This is a genomic window from Alteromonas sp. BL110 (assembly GCF_003443615.1).
GTDB lineage: Bacteria > Pseudomonadota > Gammaproteobacteria > Enterobacterales > Alteromonadaceae > Alteromonas.
This window is the reverse complement of sequence record NZ_CP031967.1, coordinates 2,062,670-2,081,100: the sequence shown is the minus strand read 5'-3', so window position 1 is coordinate 2,081,100 and position 18,431 is coordinate 2,062,670. Positions and strand designations below refer to the sequence as shown.

General features: G+C 44.4%; 17 protein-coding genes. 5 read left to right on the top strand and 12 right to left on the bottom strand.

The window, feature by feature from the left end; all coding sequences use genetic code 11:
* The first annotated feature begins 38 nt into the window (after window positions 1-38).
* A complete protein-coding gene (locus tag D1814_RS09105) occupies window positions 39-728 on the top strand; it encodes a response regulator transcription factor (protein ID WP_118491559.1) in 690 nt (229 codons plus the stop codon).
* Entirely contained in the window at window positions 725-2,167 is a 1,443-nt protein-coding gene (locus tag D1814_RS09100) for a sensor histidine kinase (protein ID WP_118491557.1), read from the top strand. The genes D1814_RS09105 and D1814_RS09100 overlap by 4 nt, the downstream gene beginning before the upstream one ends.
* Here the strand turns inward: D1814_RS09100 and D1814_RS09095 are convergent.
* The 6 genes from D1814_RS09095 to D1814_RS09070 all read right to left on the bottom strand — a co-directional run bounded on the left by D1814_RS09095 (window position 2,145) and on the right by D1814_RS09070 (window position 8,127).
* The gene (locus tag D1814_RS09095) at window positions 2,145-3,275 is read right to left on the bottom strand and encodes a PepSY-associated TM helix domain-containing protein (protein ID WP_118491555.1); all 1,131 of its coding nucleotides are present in this window, start codon (window positions 3,273-3,275) and stop codon (window positions 2,145-2,147) included. The two genes, D1814_RS09100 and D1814_RS09095, sit on opposite strands and share 23 nt — an antisense overlap.
* 13 nt (window positions 3,276-3,288) lie before the next feature.
* On the bottom strand, window positions 3,289-5,334 hold the full coding sequence (locus D1814_RS09090; protein ID WP_118491553.1) for a TonB-dependent receptor: 2,046 nt from the start codon (window positions 5,332-5,334) through the stop codon (window positions 3,289-3,291).
* 231 nt (window positions 5,335-5,565) lie between these two features.
* Window positions 5,566-6,018: a 50S ribosomal protein L9 gene (rplI, locus tag D1814_RS09085; protein ID WP_012519953.1), complete on the bottom strand. Its 453-nt coding sequence runs from the start codon at window positions 6,016-6,018 to the stop codon at window positions 5,566-5,568.
* A gap of 26 nt (window positions 6,019-6,044) precedes the next feature.
* Window positions 6,045-6,272, bottom strand: a complete 228-nt coding sequence (gene rpsR, locus D1814_RS09080; protein ID WP_012519954.1) for a 30S ribosomal protein S18 — start codon at window positions 6,270-6,272, stop codon at window positions 6,045-6,047.
* A gap of 11 nt (window positions 6,273-6,283) precedes the next feature.
* Entirely contained in the window at window positions 6,284-6,685 is a 402-nt protein-coding gene (gene rpsF, locus D1814_RS09075) for a 30S ribosomal protein S6 (RefSeq protein WP_014951120.1), read from the bottom strand.
* Window positions 6,686-6,885: 200 nt separating this feature from the next.
* Window positions 6,886-8,127 carry a GAF domain-containing sensor histidine kinase gene (locus tag D1814_RS09070; RefSeq protein ID WP_118495355.1) on the bottom strand — a complete coding sequence of 414 codons (1,242 nt, stop codon included), beginning with the start codon at window positions 8,125-8,127 and terminating at the stop codon, window positions 6,886-6,888.
* Between the two features lie 260 nt (window positions 8,128-8,387).
* Here D1814_RS09070 and D1814_RS09065 point away from each other — a divergent pair, with 260 nt between their 5' ends.
* The 3 genes from D1814_RS09065 to D1814_RS09055 all read left to right on the top strand — a co-directional run bounded on the left by D1814_RS09065 (window position 8,388) and on the right by D1814_RS09055 (window position 11,031).
* Window positions 8,388-8,675, top strand: a complete 288-nt coding sequence (locus D1814_RS09065; protein WP_118491551.1) for a YebG family protein — start codon at window positions 8,388-8,390, stop codon at window positions 8,673-8,675.
* Window positions 8,676-8,923: 248 nt separating this feature from the next.
* On the top strand, window positions 8,924-9,727 hold the full coding sequence (locus tag D1814_RS09060; protein ID WP_118491549.1) for an ABC transporter ATP-binding protein: 804 nt from the start codon (window positions 8,924-8,926) through the stop codon (window positions 9,725-9,727).
* A complete protein-coding gene (locus tag D1814_RS09055; RefSeq protein ID WP_118491547.1) occupies window positions 9,727-11,031 on the top strand; it encodes an ABC transporter permease in 1,305 nt (434 codons plus the stop codon). Before D1814_RS09060 ends, D1814_RS09055 begins: the two co-directional genes overlap by 1 nt.
* A gap of 24 nt (window positions 11,032-11,055) precedes the next feature.
* Here D1814_RS09055 and D1814_RS09050 read toward each other — a convergent pair whose 3' ends face one another.
* From D1814_RS09050 to D1814_RS09025, 6 genes are all read right to left on the bottom strand, one after another.
* Window positions 11,056-12,639 (bottom strand): methyl-accepting chemotaxis protein, encoded by a 1,584-nt coding sequence (locus D1814_RS09050; protein ID WP_118491545.1) that lies wholly within the window; start codon window positions 12,637-12,639, stop codon window positions 11,056-11,058.
* 154 nt (window positions 12,640-12,793) lie between these two features.
* On the bottom strand, window positions 12,794-14,299 hold the full coding sequence (locus D1814_RS09045; RefSeq protein ID WP_118491543.1) for a sensor histidine kinase: 1,506 nt from the start codon (window positions 14,297-14,299) through the stop codon (window positions 12,794-12,796).
* A gap of 78 nt (window positions 14,300-14,377) precedes the next feature.
* Window positions 14,378-15,460: a methyl-accepting chemotaxis protein gene (locus D1814_RS09040; RefSeq protein ID WP_118491541.1), complete on the bottom strand. Its 1,083-nt coding sequence runs from the start codon at window positions 15,458-15,460 to the stop codon at window positions 14,378-14,380.
* A gap of 150 nt (window positions 15,461-15,610) precedes the next feature.
* Complete coding sequence (locus D1814_RS09035) at window positions 15,611-16,009, bottom strand: hypothetical protein (RefSeq protein ID WP_118491539.1); 399 nt, start codon at window positions 16,007-16,009, stop codon at window positions 15,611-15,613.
* A 51-nt stretch (window positions 16,010-16,060) separates the two neighbouring features.
* The gene (locus D1814_RS09030; RefSeq protein ID WP_118491537.1) at window positions 16,061-17,359 is read right to left on the bottom strand and encodes a sulfite oxidase; all 1,299 of its coding nucleotides are present in this window, start codon (window positions 17,357-17,359) and stop codon (window positions 16,061-16,063) included.
* Window positions 17,360-17,426: 67 nt separating this feature from the next.
* Window positions 17,427-18,431 carry a YeiH family protein gene (locus D1814_RS09025; RefSeq protein ID WP_118491535.1) on the bottom strand — a complete coding sequence of 335 codons (1,005 nt, stop codon included), beginning with the start codon at window positions 18,429-18,431 and terminating at the stop codon, window positions 17,427-17,429.

Sequence of the window (18,431 nt, the reverse complement as noted above, 5' to 3'; positions counted from 1 at the left end):
ATTAATAATATAAACTAAAATTTATTTCTTAAGTCGTTATGTGTAAAACCCGAATACTCATTATTGAAGATGACGCCACGTTAAGTGAACAAATTACGCAACTACTGCAGGCACGAGGATTTGACACTCGCCATGAAAGCGATGGTCATGCCGGATTACATGCAGCACTTGAGGAAAACTTTGATCTTGTATTACTCGACATACGCCTTCCCTCATTGAATGGTCTCTCACTACTGCATCAACTTAGGCAAATTAAACAAACACCTGTGATGATGATTACGGCTTCTGGTGCCGAGCAAGAGCGAATTGAAGGCTACCGTAAAGGCGCAGATGACTACTTACCTAAACCCTTCAATTTTACTGAAATGATGCTTCGCATCGACGCAATACTAAGGCGTAGCAAAGCAATGAATAGTTCGGGTACGCAAAAGTCAGAAATATTGGTTGATATGCTTTATCTAAACCGCATTCAACAAGTGACTAAATACCACGCAAAATTACTCGAATTTACACCTATACAATTTAAGCTTCTTTGGATGCTTGTAGAAAACAAGGGTGAAACCTTGAGCAAAGCATTTCTTTACCACAGTGTGCTCAATAAACCCTTTTCTCGATATGATCGAAGCCTAGATATGCACCTTTCTAGAGTACGCAAAAAGTTAGTAGAGACGGGTATGCCCCCTGAACGCCTTGCCACTATTCATGGACAAGGATACCGCTTTTCGTGAAGAATAAACTGCTTTGGCGGCTATGTGCATTCATAGCTGTTGGTACTGTTCTGCTGTTTTGGGCCATTGCTTGGCTTACTAATCACACCGAAACTAGCATGAGCTTTCTAGATAAGGCTCATCAAGAAACCCTTTACGCTTATGGGAAGGAAGCGGAAAAAATCTATCTGGAAAAGGGAGAAGAGGCGTTAGCCGTTTTTTTAAAAGAGGTAAGGACCAAAGAGAACACTTGGCTTGCTGTTATTAATTCTGAAATGACAACACTCGCTGATACTAAGATGTTAGATGAGTTTGCTGATAGGTTTCAAATTGGGCGCAGTCCTGAATGGAAAGTACATTTGTATTTCTCTGAAAACCCTGTAATGGAAGTGCCTTTTGTAGACGACAACACGCACTTTTTGATTCAGCTTCCACAACGGATGCGCCCAGGCTCGTTATTACTCGCCACCCGTCTAGCTCTACAAATTGCGTTGCCTTTGATCATATTAAGCCTATTGAGCTTTATGCTTTATCGTCATGTTATGACACCACTTAAGCAGTTAGAGAGGGCAACAAAAGACTTTGCTGATGGCAACTTAGAAGCCCGAGCAATGGCTACGATGCCCGAGCGAAATGATGAACTTACTACACTTGCTCAAACCTTCGATAAAATGGCCCAGAGAACGAGCAGTCTCATTTATAACCAAAGAAGTTTACTTGCAGACCTTTCTCACGAGCTTCGCACGCCTCTAGCGCGCATCGATATGGCTATAGACTTTGTTGAACAAGACATTAATCGTGAACAAGCTCTTTCCCGCCTGCGCTATGAAGCCAGCACAATGAGAGAGCTTGTTGAAGATACCTTAACCTTTGCCTGGCTAAATACAGAATCTCCCCAATTAAACAGCGATGACTTTGACTTGGTAGAGCTTATTAATGTTATTTGTGAAGATGCGCGCTTTGAATACCCTGATAGAACCTTATGTGTAAGCACGCCGGAATGTGCGAGTATAGAAAAAAGCAGTCAGCTTGCTTTAGGGCAGGCATTAGAGAATATTATTCGCAATGCTTTGCGCCATACCCCGCAGCAAAGCAAAGTAAGCGTAACCTTGGTCAGCGATAATAATAACTACGTTATCACTGTTACAGACGAGGGCACTGGCGTCCCTGAATCAATGCTAGACGCCATATTTGAACCTTTTTTCAGGGTAGACAAGGCGCGTGCAGCGAAAAACTATGTTCATGCTGCGAAGCGCTCTGGGTTTGGGCTTGGGCTTGCATTGGCGAAACGTCAAATTGCCGCTGTCGGCGGCGATATATCTGCGTGCAATCGCGTAAACAAAGACGATGAGCAGAGTAATAACGCTTATCTAAATAAAGATGCTAGCGCAACAAAGCAGACAGGGCTGATGGTAACTATCACCCTGCCTAAGTTTTCTAATGTTGCTTTCGCAAATTGAGAAGCCTTTTCACACCGAGTAGTGTGCCAGTATAAACTAAGATACAGCAAAGCAAGCTAACCGCTCCAGCTATAGTCTGACCTACAAAGCCGAAATATTCTCCCGTATGTAAAAAGCGAGAAGTACCCCAAGCCTGACTTCCTTTGGGCCAATCGGTTTTATGTAGGACCCTGACAATATCACCGCTTCCTGTGTCGAAATACAGTGAATACGCTAACTCTTGTCGATGCCCGATGCTTTTATCAATATAAAATCGGGCAACGCCCTCACTTTTACCAATCTCCATCCACATGGAGTACCAATTCTGATAGCCATGCTCATCGGCGTGTCGCTGCGCTTTATTAAATAACGTGTGGTAACTGACGACGTCGGCGTTTAGCGTTTCGGGCATTACCTTCTTTTCGCGAACAGGTACTTGTTCACCATACATGCCATACAGTGCTTTGTTAGCCCATTCAAAATAAAACAGGGTAGCCGTCGTTCCAATTACAAGTAAAAAAGGCAGTGACCACATACCAAAAACGAAATGCCAATGTCGGCGTCGATGTTGTTTGTTTGTGTACTTTTGCCGCAACAACATTTGCTGCTTTAAGGATTTTTTCGATATGTGTTTAGGCAACCAGATAATGACACCCGATAACAACAAAAAGATAAAAATAAGGTTGCTATAAGCCGTTATAGTTTTGCCAATTAATTGGTAATCTCCTTCAAACAATAAGTATCGATGCAGGTCGGTTATGACATGAAATGCTTCTTCAACGAACCCTTCTCCCTCTCTTAATATGTCACCAGTATAGGGGTGAATAAGATAACTATGTTCGCCCGCCCACGCGGGAATTGCCGCTCCCTCACTGTTTACCCACCGAACAAATATATGTGCTTCGTTAGGGTGCAGTTCGCGAAGTATTGAAACCACTTCATCCGTTGAGACAACAGATTTTTCAATATCAATGGTTTGCGCATAAGCCATTTCACTTAGCTCTTTAAACTGGCGCTCGTAAGTAAGCAATACACCAGTGAAAGCCATAATAAAAACAACTACGCTCGCCAGTAAGCCAGCAAAGAGGTGGGCCCAAAAGACCCACCTTTTAAATGTGGAAAAGTTCATTTAAAGGCGTTGCTTAGAAATCGTAAGTCACTGACAAACGAATATCTCGCCCTGCTTCTTGTGGACCAACTACGCTTGGGAATACTTCGCTGTAGTCACCCACACTAGAATGGTCGATATAGGCTTCATCAAACAGGTTAGTAACCGCTAAATTTACGCGCAGGTCGTTGGTGACTTCCCATTCGCCATAAATATCCACTAGGGTATAGTCTGCTTTGTTAAGTGAATAAAGCGAGTCGGTCCAACCATTTTCTAGGGCTTGATGTAGTGTATCTATGTTGATGTCGTCAACCATAGTGATATTAAAGCCAACGCTGATATCTGCAGTAACCGTGTAATCGGCTCCCAGTACCCAGGTATCGCCGCGGCTATTACCTAAGCCAACAAACTCGTACCCATTAATATCAATGGTGTTATAAGGTACGCTGTATAGACCTTCACGCGGCATCAACTCAACATCAACGCTCGAAAAACCAAAATATACGTCAACAGAATCCCAGCGATACGCCAGGTTAAACTCCACGCCAGATGATTCTAGGTCGCCGATATTATTAAATACCGAGTTACCTTGATAACCACTAAATAGCACATCATCAATGGTAGATTCATAAGCGCTTAAACGCGCATTTAGATTATTGGCACTGTATTCGATTGACGCTTCGATATTGGTGACTGTTTCGGGCACAACGTCGCTAGCAACGACAGGAATGTCTTCACCATCGTATAAGTACTCATCTAGGGTAAAGCCATCCCCAATTTGTTTGCCACGAGCCGCTTCTGCGTAGCCAAGACCAAGGGACCAAGCTTCGGTAAGCTGATACTCGAGACCTACGTTAAAGCTAAGTTCGTTGTCGTCTAACCCAGATGGCTCATCGGTAACAGGCGTTCCATAATAGTCATCAATAAGAATTTCTTGCTGGAAGTCAAAATTGTCATAACGAACACCATAACTCAACAATAACTCTGGCGTGATATTGCTGTGTGCTTGCGCGTAGATACCCATTACGCTACCTTCTTCCGCGTTCTGTACAGGACCTACGCCTGGGCCGCTTTCGACCTCATCTTTGCGATAGTCGATACCATAGGTAAATACATGATTGGTAACTTCGCTGGTGTTTCTAATATCAAAACCATAGGTATCAATATCAGATAAAAAATCAAAACGACCACCGCGGAACGACGATGAGGTTTGATATGCGGTAGCTTCTAAAAATACTAACTCACTATGGTCAAAACGGTAGTTCGCAACATAGGTATCGCGCTCTGCTTCACTAGGGTAAAGCGGAGCTCCTTCTAGCACTACCCAGTTTGGTCTTGCTGAGAATTCACCCTCTTCATCGCGCTGCTCTGCACTTATCGAAAGGTATTGATTATCCGCAATATAACCACTGGCTTTGAGGAACATGAGGTCTTGATCTGCGGCAGTACCTAGTACTTCGTTACCATCACCATCTTCAAAGTTATCTCTGTCTACCGTGCTGTAATAACCTAGTAAGCCCCAAGAGTCACTTAACTTTCCATATAGGCTTCCGCTATATCGGGTACCATCGTTTGAGAAATAACTCGCCTTTACCCGACCGCCAAATTGTTCGTCGTCTTTTAATAAATCCTGTGCATCTTTGGTCTTAAAGCGAATTGAACCGCCTATAGCACCTGGGCCGCTTGTCGCTTCTCCGGCACCAGCCTGCACATCAATTTGCTTTAAAAGATCAGGGTCTAAAGTAACGCGACCAATGTGGTGAAATAGCGTTGAGGTTTGCTGTGCGCCATCTACGGTTACATTCAAATACGCGTCTTCTAGTCCGCGGATAAAGATTTTTTGTGCTACCCCCACTGAACCGCCAACACTGACCGACGGCGACTCTCTGAAGATATCCGCTAAATCATTTGCCTGAAACTGGTCAATATCTTCAGCAGTAATGCTTAAGTTAGTTGCTGCGCCTACCACAGCAACTCGCTCTATAGACTTGGCTTCTTCATTTTGGTTTTCTACGGATTGCGCGAATACTATTGGGCTGGATAGGGTGCACACTGCACCAGCTAAGACTAACTTTTTCAAGGGTAACTCCATTTGACAATCAACAATTACAAATAAGAAACATTCTCATTAAGTTTTGCCTAAATGGATAGTACTTTTACAATTGTTACACTTCTTTGGGTGGTTGTAGCTTGCAACTGCTAAACGTCCTTTTGTGCTTAATATTGAAAAGTAACGATATGGTCTTTTAAAGGTAAATTTTAGCCAAAAAAAAGCCGCTCTAGGAGCGGCTTTCTTCAAATACGTCAGCGATTACGCTTCAGCAATGATAATCACTTTGATTGAAGTGATAACGTCAGAGTGAAGTTGTAAGTCGATGTCATACTCACCAGTCTCACGAAGAGTACCAGTAGGTAGTTTAACTTCTGCTTTTTGTACTTCAACGCCAGCTGCAGTGATTGCATCAGCGATGTCACGAGTACCAACAGAGCCAAATAGTTTACCTTCGTCACCAGCAGGAGCTGCGATTGTAACTTCAGCAAGCTCAGCAACTTTTTCAGCGCGTGCGTTAGCAGCAGCTAGTTGCTCAGCAATTTTCGCTTCAAGCTCAGCACGACGTGCTTCGAACTTTTCAACGTTGTCTTTAGTTGCAGGAACCGCTTTACCCTGTGGGAAAAGGAAGTTACGAGCGTAACCAGACTTAACAGTCACTTGGTCGCCCAGGCCGCCAAGGTTGGCGATTTTATCTAGTAGGATGATATTCATCTTAGCTAACCCTTATATTCGCCAAATTACTTGTGTGAATCAGTGTACGGAAGCAACGCAAGGAAACGTGCGCGCTTGATCGCAGAAGACAGCTGACGCTGATATTTTGCGCTTGTACCAGTAATACGGCTAGGGACAATTTTACCGCTCTCAGTGATGTAGTTCTTAAGAGTAGCGATATCTTTGTAATCAATCTCAGTCACACCTTCTGCAGTGAAACGGCAGAACTTACGACGTCTGAAAAAACGAGCCATGGGTGATCTCCTTAAGCGTTGTCTTCAGTGGTTTCAGTTTTCTTTTCCGCGCGATCTTGGCGAGGAGCAGAATCGTCACGACGCTCACGACGAGGCTCTTCTTTCATCATCGGAGAAGGCTCAGTCACAGCAGTCTTAGTGCGCATAACCATGTTACGTAGGATCACGTCGTTGAAACGGAAAGCATTTTCCAGTTCATCAACAGCTTCTGCAGACGCTTCAGCATTGATTAGTACGTAGTGGGCTTTGTGCAGCTTTTCAATTGGGTAAGCCAGTTGACGACGGCCCCAATCTTCTAAACGATGAATCTGACCACCGTCTTGCTTTAGGATAGTAGTATAACGCTCGATCATACCAGGTACTTGTTCACTCTGATCAGGGTGAACCATAAATACGATTTCGTAATGACGCATTATAGCTCCTTACGGTTGTAGCCTCGACAGTACAGCCGACTGTATGGAGACAAGGAACGAATTGGGATGGCTGTAAGGGCGCGCATTATACGCACACAAACATCGTTGCACAAGCATTAATCAACTTTGGCAAGTAAATTGCGTTTTTCTTTATTGAAAGAGCGCGTCTTAAAAGAGCTAATATTGATAGCGTTTCGCGGTTAATGCGAAACGCTTTCATATGGGATAGAGGAAACGCGGGTTAAAGGAAAACGTAGGGTAAACTCTGTGCCGTTAAAGTCAGAAGACACACTCAGGGAACCTTGATGTGCCTTTGCAATTTCTGATGCAATAAATAACCCTAAGCCTAACCCTTCGTTTTTTGCACTGCTTTCTTTACGCCAGAAAGGTTGAAAAAGACGTTTCTTAGACTCATCAGATATTGGTGTACCGCTATTGCGCACGCTGAGAATGAAATCGTTTCGGTTGGTGATAACTTTTACATATACGGGATACGCTTGATCGCCGTGAACCAGCGCGTTTTTCAATAAGTTAGATAGAAGCTGACATACCCGCTTTTCGTCACAGATTAACTGTTCGGTAATATCGATATGCGTTCTGATAGTGCAATTAGGGTAAGCAGTAGCTAGCTCTTCAGCCGTATAATTTAACTGTTGCGTTAAACTCGTGGCCTCTGCCATTTTCACAGGTAACCCTTCGCCCATTCGGCTATGAGTAAAGTCCATAGCATCTTCAATTAAACGCGTCATCCTCTGCACACTATTTTTCATCCTCGATACAGCTTTAAATACAGGTACCTGAACAGTACTGGCTATTTGACTGTCTTTTATTATGTCGTCAAGAAAGCTAATACCGATTTGAATGGAAGATAAAGGGGTTCGAATATCGTGGCCTAAAATAGCGATATATTGTTCTTGTAGGCGGGCAATATTTCTTGCATCGGTTAGTTGCGTCTTTGAGCGCTCCATCTGGTCTTTTAATAGAATTTGACTAGAAATAAGTTTAGCGAAAGCACTAATTTGCCCGTGAACGAGTTCACATCGCAATTCTCTAGGCTCTGGGTCCAAACCGCAAAGCGTTCCAAAAAATTCACCGTTTGCATCGTAGATAGGATAAGAGAAGTAACTCTCAAAGCCATACATAATAGGAATTGGGTTATCACAGTACTCACTGTCAGCAGATGCGTGATTGATGACTACCTGCTTTTTGCTTGCCCTTACGGTTCTACAAAAAGTGGTTTCAATCTCTAAATGATCGCCAGGCGTTAAACCAAATTCTGCATTGTCCAATACCGCACACATCGTCCATGCTTCTTCGGTAACTCTAGCAACACAAATGAAACGCAAGTCTAAGCTACTGGCCAATATCTGCATTATATGAGGGATTGCTTCGATTGCATCTATAGCCTGAATGTCTTGTTGAACAGTTTCACTCGCTACCATCATCTTAGAGTTCCTTTTTCGAGAGCGCGCTTGCGAACGCCTCATTCCTACTGTTCCAAGTATTTCGGACGCTGAAATAAACAACTACTTTACGGATTGCGAAGAGTTTGGATTTCAGCGCAATTGACGCTTTAAAACTATACTAAAGTATAACGCACAACAATGTTACCGAAAATAACAATAATATTTTCCAAATACTGTTTATTTGTACAGCCTTTTCCTGTACAGTTTTTGTGTCTTTAATAAACAGGGGACCTACCATGGCCATTACCACACAGTATGTTGTTACGCACAAAGGGGTAGAAAAATTGGTAACTACCGACAAAAAAGAAGCCGACCAATATGACAAAATGCTCGATGCAGCAGACAACCTTGCCGACTACATTCATGCTAAGGGCATCAAGTTAGACGATAGCGTGGTAGAAGAACTCACTATCATGCTGGCGAAAAATAAAGATAAAGTCAGCAAAATCTTTAAAGGCGCTACAGCAGAGAGCGTTTTGGAAGATGAAAGTGCAGAAGTTGTAAAGCTACAAGCCAACGGCTGATAATATAAGCTAAACTCGCCCTTTATGTCGTTATGATGAACAATAAGTAAGAGCAACTGCCGCTTTAAACGTCTAAGTTCTGATAACATGACTTTGCAAAGTGATGTTATTTGATAACATCACTTTAAAGCGGTGCTATGTTCTTTTACTTGCTTCTAGCTGGTTGAATATGTAAGCAACCAGATAAGACATTAGTTTACCGCCTTTGCTAATGTAAACATAAGACGTAAACACAGGTCGGGCTTAGCGTGAATAACATTAATAAAAACAATAGCACTCATTCCCAGCGCAACGCAGTGTCTGAAAAGCACAACGCATTAATTGAAGAGTGCAACCCAGCAATTGAACTGAGTAATTTACAGTTTTCGTATACTAAAGAAAGCCCGCCCATCATTGATATAAAAGCGTGGCAGGTGTCACAAGGTGAACATGTCTTTCTTTCTGGCCCTTCGGGTAGCGGAAAGAGTACATTGCTTAATCTGCTATGCGGCACTTTGACACCCACCCGAGGCGACATAGCGTTGTTATCGCAGCCTTTCTCTTCCTTATCAAACCGCCAGCGAGACAAGTTTAGGGCACGCAATATTGGCGTCGTCTTTCAGCAGTTCAATCTTATTCCGTATCTTTCTGTGGCTCAAAATATTAACGCTGCAGTGTACTTCGCAAGTAGTAAAATAAGTAAAACGGCAGGAGATGCTAAGCTTCTTCATTTGATCGACAAGCTACAGCTTCCTTCACAAGTACTACACGCTAAGGCCGATGCCTTGAGTATCGGTCAGCAGCAGCGTGTCGCTATAGCTCGAGCGCTTATTAATGACCCACAGTTGTTAATTGTCGATGAGCCTACTTCGGCGTTAGATAGCGACGCGAGAGATAGCTTTATGTCGCTGTTAAAAGAGGTTGCTGGTAAGAGCACTATGATTTTCGTTAGCCATGATAAAGCGATGGAAAGTTACTTTGACCGTCATTGCAGTATTAGTGAACTGAGCCCAAGTACAAATCATGTAATGTCTTCAAGCAGCGACATCGAGCAAGCACAGGAGCGTGCGTAATGCTAAGTACCATTGCTATTGAAAGTCTAAAGCGCAGGAAGACAACAGCGATACTTACGCTGTTAAGCATCTCAATCAGCATTAGTTTACTGTTATGTGTTGATATTATTCGCAGCCAAGTGAAAACTAGCTTTACGCGCACGGTCTCAGGCGTCGACCTTATCGTTGGCGCACCAAGTGGGCAGCTTAATTTGCTTCTGTCGTCAGTGTTTAATATAGGCACTCCCACCAAAGGTATCGAATACAAGAGTGTTGCGTCGCTCAAATCTAACAAACAGGTGTCATGGCTCATTCCACTCTCTTTAGGTGATACTCACAGAGGCTTTAGGGTGGTAGGTACTACCAATAGCTTTTTCGAGCACTTTAAATACGGCGATATGCAGTCGCTTGAAATGGCGGCAGGTTCGGTATTTGAGCAGCCATTATCTACGGTTGTTGGCGCAGACATTGCCGAATCATTGGGGTATAAAGTAGGGGATGAAATTATTATTTCTCACGGCTTAGGCAGTGTCTCATTCAATAATCACGACGATCATCCTTTTACTATTTCCGGAATTTTAGATAAAACCGGCACCCCAGTGGATAAGGCTGTGTATGTCACCTTACAGGGGCTTGAAGAGGCCCACACAGGGCCTAAGCATTCGCCCACCTCAATGTTAGGCCTTAAATCGAGTGATAAAACCATCGAAGACGAGCATGAACATGAAGAGCATGACAATGAACATGGGACGTACAATAGCGATGCATTTGCTCCTGAGTCAGTCTCGGTTGTGATGCTTGGGCTGAAGCATCGCGTTACAGCGCTCCAACTGCAGTATCAAATAAACCAAAGTAAAAAAGAGCCGCTTATGGCTATACTACCAGGCATGGCGCTCGCTGAGCTTTGGCAAATTATGGGAAATGTAGAGTCGCTATTGCTTGGTCTATCTGGCCTTATCGTTATATGCGCCCTAATTGGACTTGCTACCATGCTGCTTGCGACTATGCGTGAGCGTTATCAAGAAATAGCTGTTTTACGCACCATCGGCGCAGGGCCTTTTACCCTACTACTACTAATTCAGATTGAAGCTATGCTGCTTACGATGTTGAGCGCCTTACTAAGCTTAGGCTTGGTAGCCGGATTAATGAGCGTACTAAAACCCTGGTTAAGCAGTACCTATGGATTGTTTTTGAGTAGTCCGCTGTTTGGGCAAAGCAGCGTCATTATCATTTCACTTATATTAGGGTGCACCTACTTAGTTTCTCTGTTCCCAGCCGTTGCCGCCTATAAACGCGGTCTGCATGCTGGACTCAATACGAACTAGGTGAAGCCCACACGGGGGAGAGGACTACTCTCCCACCTGCTTGTCAGTACTGAAACGCAAAATAAGCTCGTGAACCTGATTTACCGTAGCACGTAAATCGTGGCTCGCTGCTAGCGATGCCTCAGAGGAACGCTGTGTTTCAGAAGCGCCATCAGCCACTTCTACTAACTGTTGGTTAATATGTTCCGCTACTGTGCTTTGCTCTTCCACAGCAGAAGACATCTCTACAGTAGCATCAGCAATACCTTTTACGGCGTTATTAATTTCAAATAATGCCCCTCGGGTTTCTTCTACTATTGCACTACCGTGCTCTGCCGAAGTTAGCCCTTCCGTCGATACCCTTACAGCGCGGTCAGAACGCTCTGCCAACTCGTTAATAATATTGTGAATTTTGTCGGTAGATTCGCGAGTTTTCGAAGCTAAGGTCCGCACCTCATCGGCAACAACCGCAAACCCTCTACCCTGCTCGCCTGCTCTTGCCGCTTCTATAGCAGCGTTAAGCGCTAGCAGGTTAGTTTGCTCAGCAATAGTGGATATAATATTAGCGGCTTCACCTATGTCACTGGTTGACTGAGCAAGCTCGGTTACCGTGGTAGAAATTGACTCTACCGCCTCACGCAAAGCAACAATTGCCTGCATAGCTTGTTCTGCTTTTTGGTTACCTGTTTCTACGTTAGACGCCGCAGTTCTTGCGCTCTTTGCGTTACTTTCTACTCGCTCAGCAACTTCTTGAATTGCCTGACTCATTTGCGTTACTGCGGACGCTATTTGCTGTGTAGCTTGGTTTTGCTGTACAACTGCGGCACTGGTACTTTCTGCTTGTTGATGCGTTGTGTTGGCTATTGACTCAAGTCCCGCTGATGCATCTTTAATTCGGGTTAACGCCGTGCGATTTCTGGCAAGTTCACAGCCAAGCGCGAGTTTAGCCTGGCTTATATGAGTGGGATCAGGAAAGTAGGTTTGCGCCACCGTTTCATTTGCATAGCTATCTGGGCTAAGCGCAAGTAATCCGTGCCAGTCTTTTTTGGCTTTAGTTTGTTGAGTCACCACCAAAATAACGGCGCCGAGTAGCGCTATCCCTGCGGCCGTAGCGCCGTGTGTAAACGCCAAAGTCAAAACCATTAGCGCACTTAATAATAAAGATGGCGCTAAATGCGAAAGCATTTGTAAAAAACGAAACGCTGGCGATACCGGCGATTTGCCTTCTCTTATTCTTTCATAAACCTTTGTAGCTCTTGCAATTTCAACATTCAACGCAGGGACACGAACAGATTCGTACCCTACTATTGCCTTACCCTCATAAACGGGAGTCACGAATGCTGAAACCCAGTAATGATCGCCATTTTTTCTTCTGTTTTTAACAAGTCCCAGCCAGCTTTGTCCGGACTCTAGAGTACGCCACATCTCCTTAAACACGGGCGCTGGCATATCGGGGTGACGAATCAAGTTATGGTTTTTGCCTATTAATTCTTCGCGGGTAAAACCACTCGCTTCCACAAACTCACTATTACAATGCTGAATAACACCACGTTTGTCAGTTGATGAAATAAGACGGTGGTGAGGGGGGAATTTATACTCTGTTTGGGTAACAGGCTGGTTATTTCTCATTGAATACTTTCTCCATTTTGCAAAGCGTTCGTCCTTAAAGCAGAGAATCTTTGCTTTCTCATAAGACTAGAACATAAACAGCCGCTGTCTAGCTTAAGCAAAAAATTAGAGAAATTTTATATTTTATCAGTGAGTTAGAAAAGCACTTTATACTTTAGGCCAATGGCAATACGACAGACACTTTTGTTCCTCTGCCTTCGGCACTGACAATATCAATCCTGCCATTATGCTCCTCGACAATGGTCATAGAAATTGACATACCCAGCCCAGTGCCCTCCCCTGGCGGTTTGGTAGTAAAAAACGGAGTGAACACTTTACTAAGCGTTTCTTTTGACATGCCCATACCTTCATCTTCAACGACAAGACATACACTGTCCCCCTCCTTCTGTACTTTTAGCGTTATGCCTTTCCCTTCAGGCGTAGCATATATTGCATTGGTTAAGAAGTTTACAAGCACCTGCTGAATTTGCCCTGAGTTACCGTTAAAGAAAGCGTCTTCCTCTGGTACTTCAAAGCGCACTGTATTGCGATAACGATGCAAATTATTGGTGAGCTTAATCGCTGTATTCATGGCTTCTATAGCACTAATTTCACAATGCTTGCCCGAGCCGGGATAAGAAAAGCTTCTTAACGCTTTCACGATTTCGATAATACGCTCAATACCTTCATGAGACTCATCAAACATTTCCGCAATTTCAGTTGCACTGTCTTTAAGCGAGAAACGCTTTTCTAGCGCCATGAAATGCGCTTCAACTTCACCACCGGCTTCCTTACACAGGCTACCTATTTCCTCAAGCGCGCGCTGATAATCATTAAAGATATCTTTTGCAACGACAGTATTACTTCGCACATAACCAATAGGGTTGTTAATTTCATGGGCAATACCTGCGGCTAGCTGACCTAGCATGGCCATTTTATCAGCGCTGACTAATCTTTCTTCAAGGAAATCCCGATCCTTTTTCACGTTACTGAGCTCTAACTGCCTGGTATCCAGTTCACTTTTCTTGTTTTGGTACCGAGACGTAATGTTAAGGTAGTGCTTTGTGGTATCTAGAACGTAAAGCGTTTCTTCTTCTAGGTTATCGTCTTTGGTCAACAATACTAGCCACGTATATTCTCCCTTCGACATTTCATGCATAAAGTGAAGTAGCCGAGACTCTTTTTCTGTTTCAGGCTGTAATACCGCGCTAACACACCAATGGGAATAGCTTTCTCGTAGATCTAATGGCGTTTCTTGTTGGATAAATTGCGCTAACGGTGGAGATGTTATCCAGCCCTGACCTTGAACCAGCACCCTGTCGTCGTTACCGATGACTAGTTCGCCGTCTTTTAAAGTAAAGGCTTTGCCGCAAAAGGCACCGCTAAATTCTACGGCAGATTCAAGCGCTGAAAATATATAACTTTCACCAGATGTTGCGTGGGTAAGTTGGGAGGCTGTACGGTTAAGGTAAAGAAGCTCTCGCTCCCTTTGCTTAGAATCTTTAAGTGCTTTACGTAATGCCTGGTTCGCAAGATAAGCATCCTGGGAATAAGTCTCTAGGAAAGATTCAGCGTTTTTGCGTGCAATTTTTTGCCGCTTAAGCTGGCGTTCAAGTGAATTTACACGGGCTTCAAGCGCACGAATACGTTCATTTTCGGTGGTATACGATGTTTCACTCACCTAAAAAAGCCCTCCATTGTGCGTGCTCTTCAGTTATAAGAGCACGCTTATTCATGTGTGCTTCAGCGTTTGATAGTGTTATCCGGCTAAGCGATCAAGAAGCATCATTACACGCTCGCTCGCCTGTTCCATTTCTATCAGTTTTGCATCTGCTTCTGCAATATTGCCTGCTTGTTTTGCTCTTACTGCTGCAACACCACTACTATGCACTTTTGCATGCGGTGCTTCAATCTCTCTAAAGGCTGTAGTTTGCCCAATTGGGCTATTCGCGTTTTCATTAAACCATTGCCCTAAACGACAGCTAACATGATCGCTAAAGTCAGCAGCTGTCTTATTACTAAAGCCACAAAGCACTTCGTAAACGCCAGACTTCCACACAACGTGATCTAACTTTACAGTTTGGATGAACGTAGACATTGCGCCTTCACTAATGGTGGTCTTCATGCTGTCACAATGTTGCACCATAGTTTCGTAACTGCTGTTGAGCTGATTAATGCCCGTTTCTAACTCTTCATTGTTACCACGCAGTTCATTAACGCCGGACACCGCTTTCGATGTGGATTGGATAATGCCATTTACAAGCTCTGATACTTCTGTTGCAGATTTATTGGTTTCTGTAGCCAGTGCTCTTACCTCGTCAGCTACAACACTAAAGCCACGCCCAGCATCACCTGCACGAGCCGCTTCAATCGCAGCATTTAGGGCTAGCAAGTTAGTTTGGTCCGAAATACTGGTGATGGTTGTTACGAATTTATTGATATTGTCAGCCGTTGTCGACAAGCCTGAGATGCGCTCGCTCATACTGCCCATCTGAAGGTTTAGGCCACTCATGTCCGCTACAATTTTGCTTAATGTGGATGCCGATTGGCTAAACAAATCATTTATATCAACAATTGACTGACTTTCCGCATTGATACGTTCGTAAGAACGTAAAACCGTCTCACGAACACCTTCAACCTGTGACAGTGAATCTACTAAGCATTTAACTACTGTGGCATTGGCGGATGAAACTTCTTCGTGCTTGGCAGTCTCTAAAGCCGTGGTCAACTCTGCATTTTCAGCTTCGAGCGATGATACTCTATCTAATGTCTCTTGAAGCCGTTTTTCTAATAGTTGAACTTGCGCTTCTTTTTCTTCGAGTTTACCGCGTGATACAAACATGTTTAGTTACCAATGATTTTTATAGAATTATTTTGTTCAGACTAACAGAGATTACGTGGTCTTAACCATTAGCCTGAAGTAGCGTTATTATTTGATTATCGGCAGAAATTTCTAAAACTGTCGGGATTTATGAAACTATTATCCCTGTCTTTAGTGGGCAGGTAGAAGGTGGGGCGCTAGGGGCGCGCGACGGGCACTTTTCTTCGGGCCATACCACGCAGACAGATAATCTAAAATCAAAGGCTCTGCATCGCCTAGTGGCCAAAGCTTCTGGGTTTCTTGCATCCAACGGATAGTCTCAAGCCACCTTTCACGGCTCATGGCATTTTGAGTAATAAGGGATGGCGAGTGACAGGCGCTGCAATGGGCTAGCACTAAATTAAAACCGTCTGCTTTAACGAGCCCAGATTGGGCGTCGAGCGTGGGTTGCCTATGCTTTGCTGATTCGCTTCCATGATTTACTAAGGCTTCGTTTTCGCCACCAACAGCTAGGTGAGATAAATGAAGGCAACCTATCAATACAATAAGACGAACTGTTAAACGCCCCATATTAACTGTCTCTTTTTCCGAAGCAATGAATGAAATATGGCATGGTTTAGCTTACACAACACGCACGGCAATACGGTGACAGGCATTGTTTAAATAGCCTTTTGGGTTCCATCCAGGCAACACCATAGGCTGTGACTTTCCATGTTCGTCTTGTGCTTTCGCCCATACCTCGTAATAGCCTTTTTGAGGGAAATTTACCTGTGCACTAAACTGTTGCCATGCATGCCTGTTTGCTGGCGCATTTAACTTAGTAAGCTGCCAGGTCTGCCCAAAATCAATAGAGGTAAACACCTTGGCTATTCCGCCCTCACCACTCCATGCATGACCGCGCACGTCCAATTTTTTTGTCAGAGGATGATCACTGCCTGATTTAGGGAATGTAATTAGCGACTTAACCGGCATGGCTTCTATAATGCACATGTCCTCGTCGGCGACTTTAGCGCCAGGCGCAACGGGTTTACATGGTACTCGATAAGCTTTCCCTAGCATTTTCGCACCGTCGTGCACGCGGTCTCGAATTACTAATGTCTTTAGCCACTTACCTGACGTTGATGCAGGCCAGCCACCAAATACTAGTCGCAGCGGGTAGCCGTTCAACAACGGCAACGGCTCGTCATTCATGGCCCATGCAATTAACGACTCATCTTCCATCGCTTTTTCAATCGGCACGCCTCGTGAAATAGCCGCCTTACCCGGCGTGCGGCTTAAATGCTGATCGTCACCATAATAGCCGATGTAAACCGCATCTTTTTTAACACCCACTGCTTCTAGCACGTCTTTTAGCCTTACCCCAGTCCAGCGTGGACAGCCTACCGCGCCCGTGGTCCACTGATTGCCCGTGGCCGCCGGAGAGAACTCAGCGCGCCCATTTCCACCGCACTCTAACGTTAGCTGATAGGTATAATGCTTAAATTGAGATTTTAGCTCTTCAAGAGTAAAGGTCTTCGACTGTTCTGCTGACTCCCCTTCAATAGTAAGAGTCCAGACATTCGCGTCTGGCTTTTGCGGGGGAATACCGTTATTCCTCACAAAAAAACGCGAGGCGGGTGTCACTGTGTCATCTAACAAGTGTGCAGGGGTTTCTGCATTTATTGGTCTGTCATTGAGTATGGTTAAGCCATCTTTGCCTTCTATAGAAAAAGGTGTGTCAGCTTGTGCAAATGCTGCGGGAATGAGCCCCGCTGGCATAAATTGCCCATACACCACTTCGGCGCCCAGCAACAAAGAAAGCGACTTTAAACCTTTGATAAAGCCTCGACGAGTCAGTGAATCACTGGTTCTTTGAAAAACTTGCTCGTCGGCTTTTACAGGGTCTTTAGCATAGAGTTCGTGAAGACCGTGTTTTTTCACTTAAACCACCTTATCAGTACAAGAGAATTATGTGTAAAACGTGCTGCTTTAGAATAATGAACAGCCTTTACATAGTGTAAAGAAAACCGAGAATAAGCAGCGCAATCCACAGGGTCTCAAGGACTATCATGGCAATCGGTAGCATACCGACTTCGGCAAGCTTGCCTAAGTTTGATTTCATGCCGATTGCAGTAATGGAAACAACTAAGAAGAAACGAGATACCTGCGTGCCTGCTTCAATCACAAATTCAGGTAACGCCACAAAACTATTGAGCAGCATCAATGCAATAAAACCGATGAGGAAAAGAGGCATTTTAGGTACTTCTGCGCTCTCTGCTTGGGTACTAGTTTTATAGAATCTTTTGATGACAAGCATCATAATCAGTACCACCGGCATGAGCATAGCAACGCGGACCAATTTGGTAAGAGTCGCCATATCACCCGCGCTTTCTGACACTGAGTAACCTGCACCCACCACCTGGGCTACATCGTGAATTGTGCCACCTAGAAAGATTCCAGCTTCGGTGTCTGTCATACCTAACTGCCCGGCTATTATGGGGTAGAGCACCATGGCGATAGTAGACATAGCCGTTACGCCTATAACGGTAAGTAACGTATCACGTTCGTGATTTTCACCTTTTGGCAGTATGGTAGATATGGCTAGCGCGGCAGAGGCACCGCAAATAGCGACGGAACCGCCGGTAAGCGCACCAAAGCGTTTTTGAAGTCCCAGCATTTTTGCCAGCCCCACGCCCAATACAATCGTAGTAAATATGGCGCCAGCAAGCATAAGTGCCGTTTGCCAACCTAGCACTGCCAGGTCACCTAACGCTATTCTTAAGCCCAGTAAAACCACACCTGCGCGAAGTAAAGTACTTGCAGTAAAGTCGATTCCACAAGCACACGGCGTATCGTTTTGATAAAGAAACGATACCGCCATGCCTAGCAATAGTGCGAACAACATAGCAGGGGCATTGTAGTGCTCACTTAAAAATAATGCCGCCATACCTGTGATGGTGGCGATACCTAGCCCTGGCCAAATGTTTTTGCACTTTACTGCTATGTCATTCAT

Bases quoted from the DNA above. Each gene is read 5' to 3' on its own strand.
- D1814_RS09040 (WP_118491541.1), bottom strand. From the start codon at position 15,460: ATGTTTGTATCACGCGGTAAACTCGAAGAAAAAGAAGCGCAAGTTCAA.
- D1814_RS09065 (WP_118491551.1), top strand. From the start codon at position 8,388: ATGGCCATTACCACACAGTATGTTGTTACGCACAAAGGGGTAGAAAAA.
- D1814_RS09095 (WP_118491555.1), bottom strand. From the start codon at position 3,275: ATGAACTTTTCCACATTTAAAAGGTGGGTCTTTTGGGCCCACCTCTTT.
- D1814_RS09035 (WP_118491539.1), bottom strand. From the start codon at position 16,009: ATGGGGCGTTTAACAGTTCGTCTTATTGTATTGATAGGTTGCCTTCAT.
- D1814_RS09070 (WP_118495355.1), bottom strand. From the start codon at position 8,127: ATGGTAGCGAGTGAAACTGTTCAACAAGACATTCAGGCTATAGATGCA.
- rpsF (WP_014951120.1), bottom strand. From the start codon at position 6,685: ATGCGTCATTACGAAATCGTATTTATGGTTCACCCTGATCAGAGTGAA.
- rpsR (WP_012519954.1), bottom strand. From the start codon at position 6,272: ATGGCTCGTTTTTTCAGACGTCGTAAGTTCTGCCGTTTCACTGCAGAA.
- D1814_RS09050 (WP_118491545.1), bottom strand. From the start codon at position 12,639: ATGAGAAATAACCAGCCTGTTACCCAAACAGAGTATAAATTCCCCCCT.
- rplI (WP_012519953.1), bottom strand. From the start codon at position 6,018: ATGAATATCATCCTACTAGATAAAATCGCCAACCTTGGCGGCCTGGGC.
- D1814_RS09105 (WP_118491559.1), top strand. From the start codon at position 39: ATGTGTAAAACCCGAATACTCATTATTGAAGATGACGCCACGTTAAGT.
- D1814_RS09055 (WP_118491547.1), top strand. From the start codon at position 9,727: ATGCTAAGTACCATTGCTATTGAAAGTCTAAAGCGCAGGAAGACAACA.
- D1814_RS09025 (WP_118491535.1), bottom strand. From the start codon at position 18,431: ATGAATGACATAGCAGTAAAGTGCAAAAACATTTGGCCAGGGCTAGGT.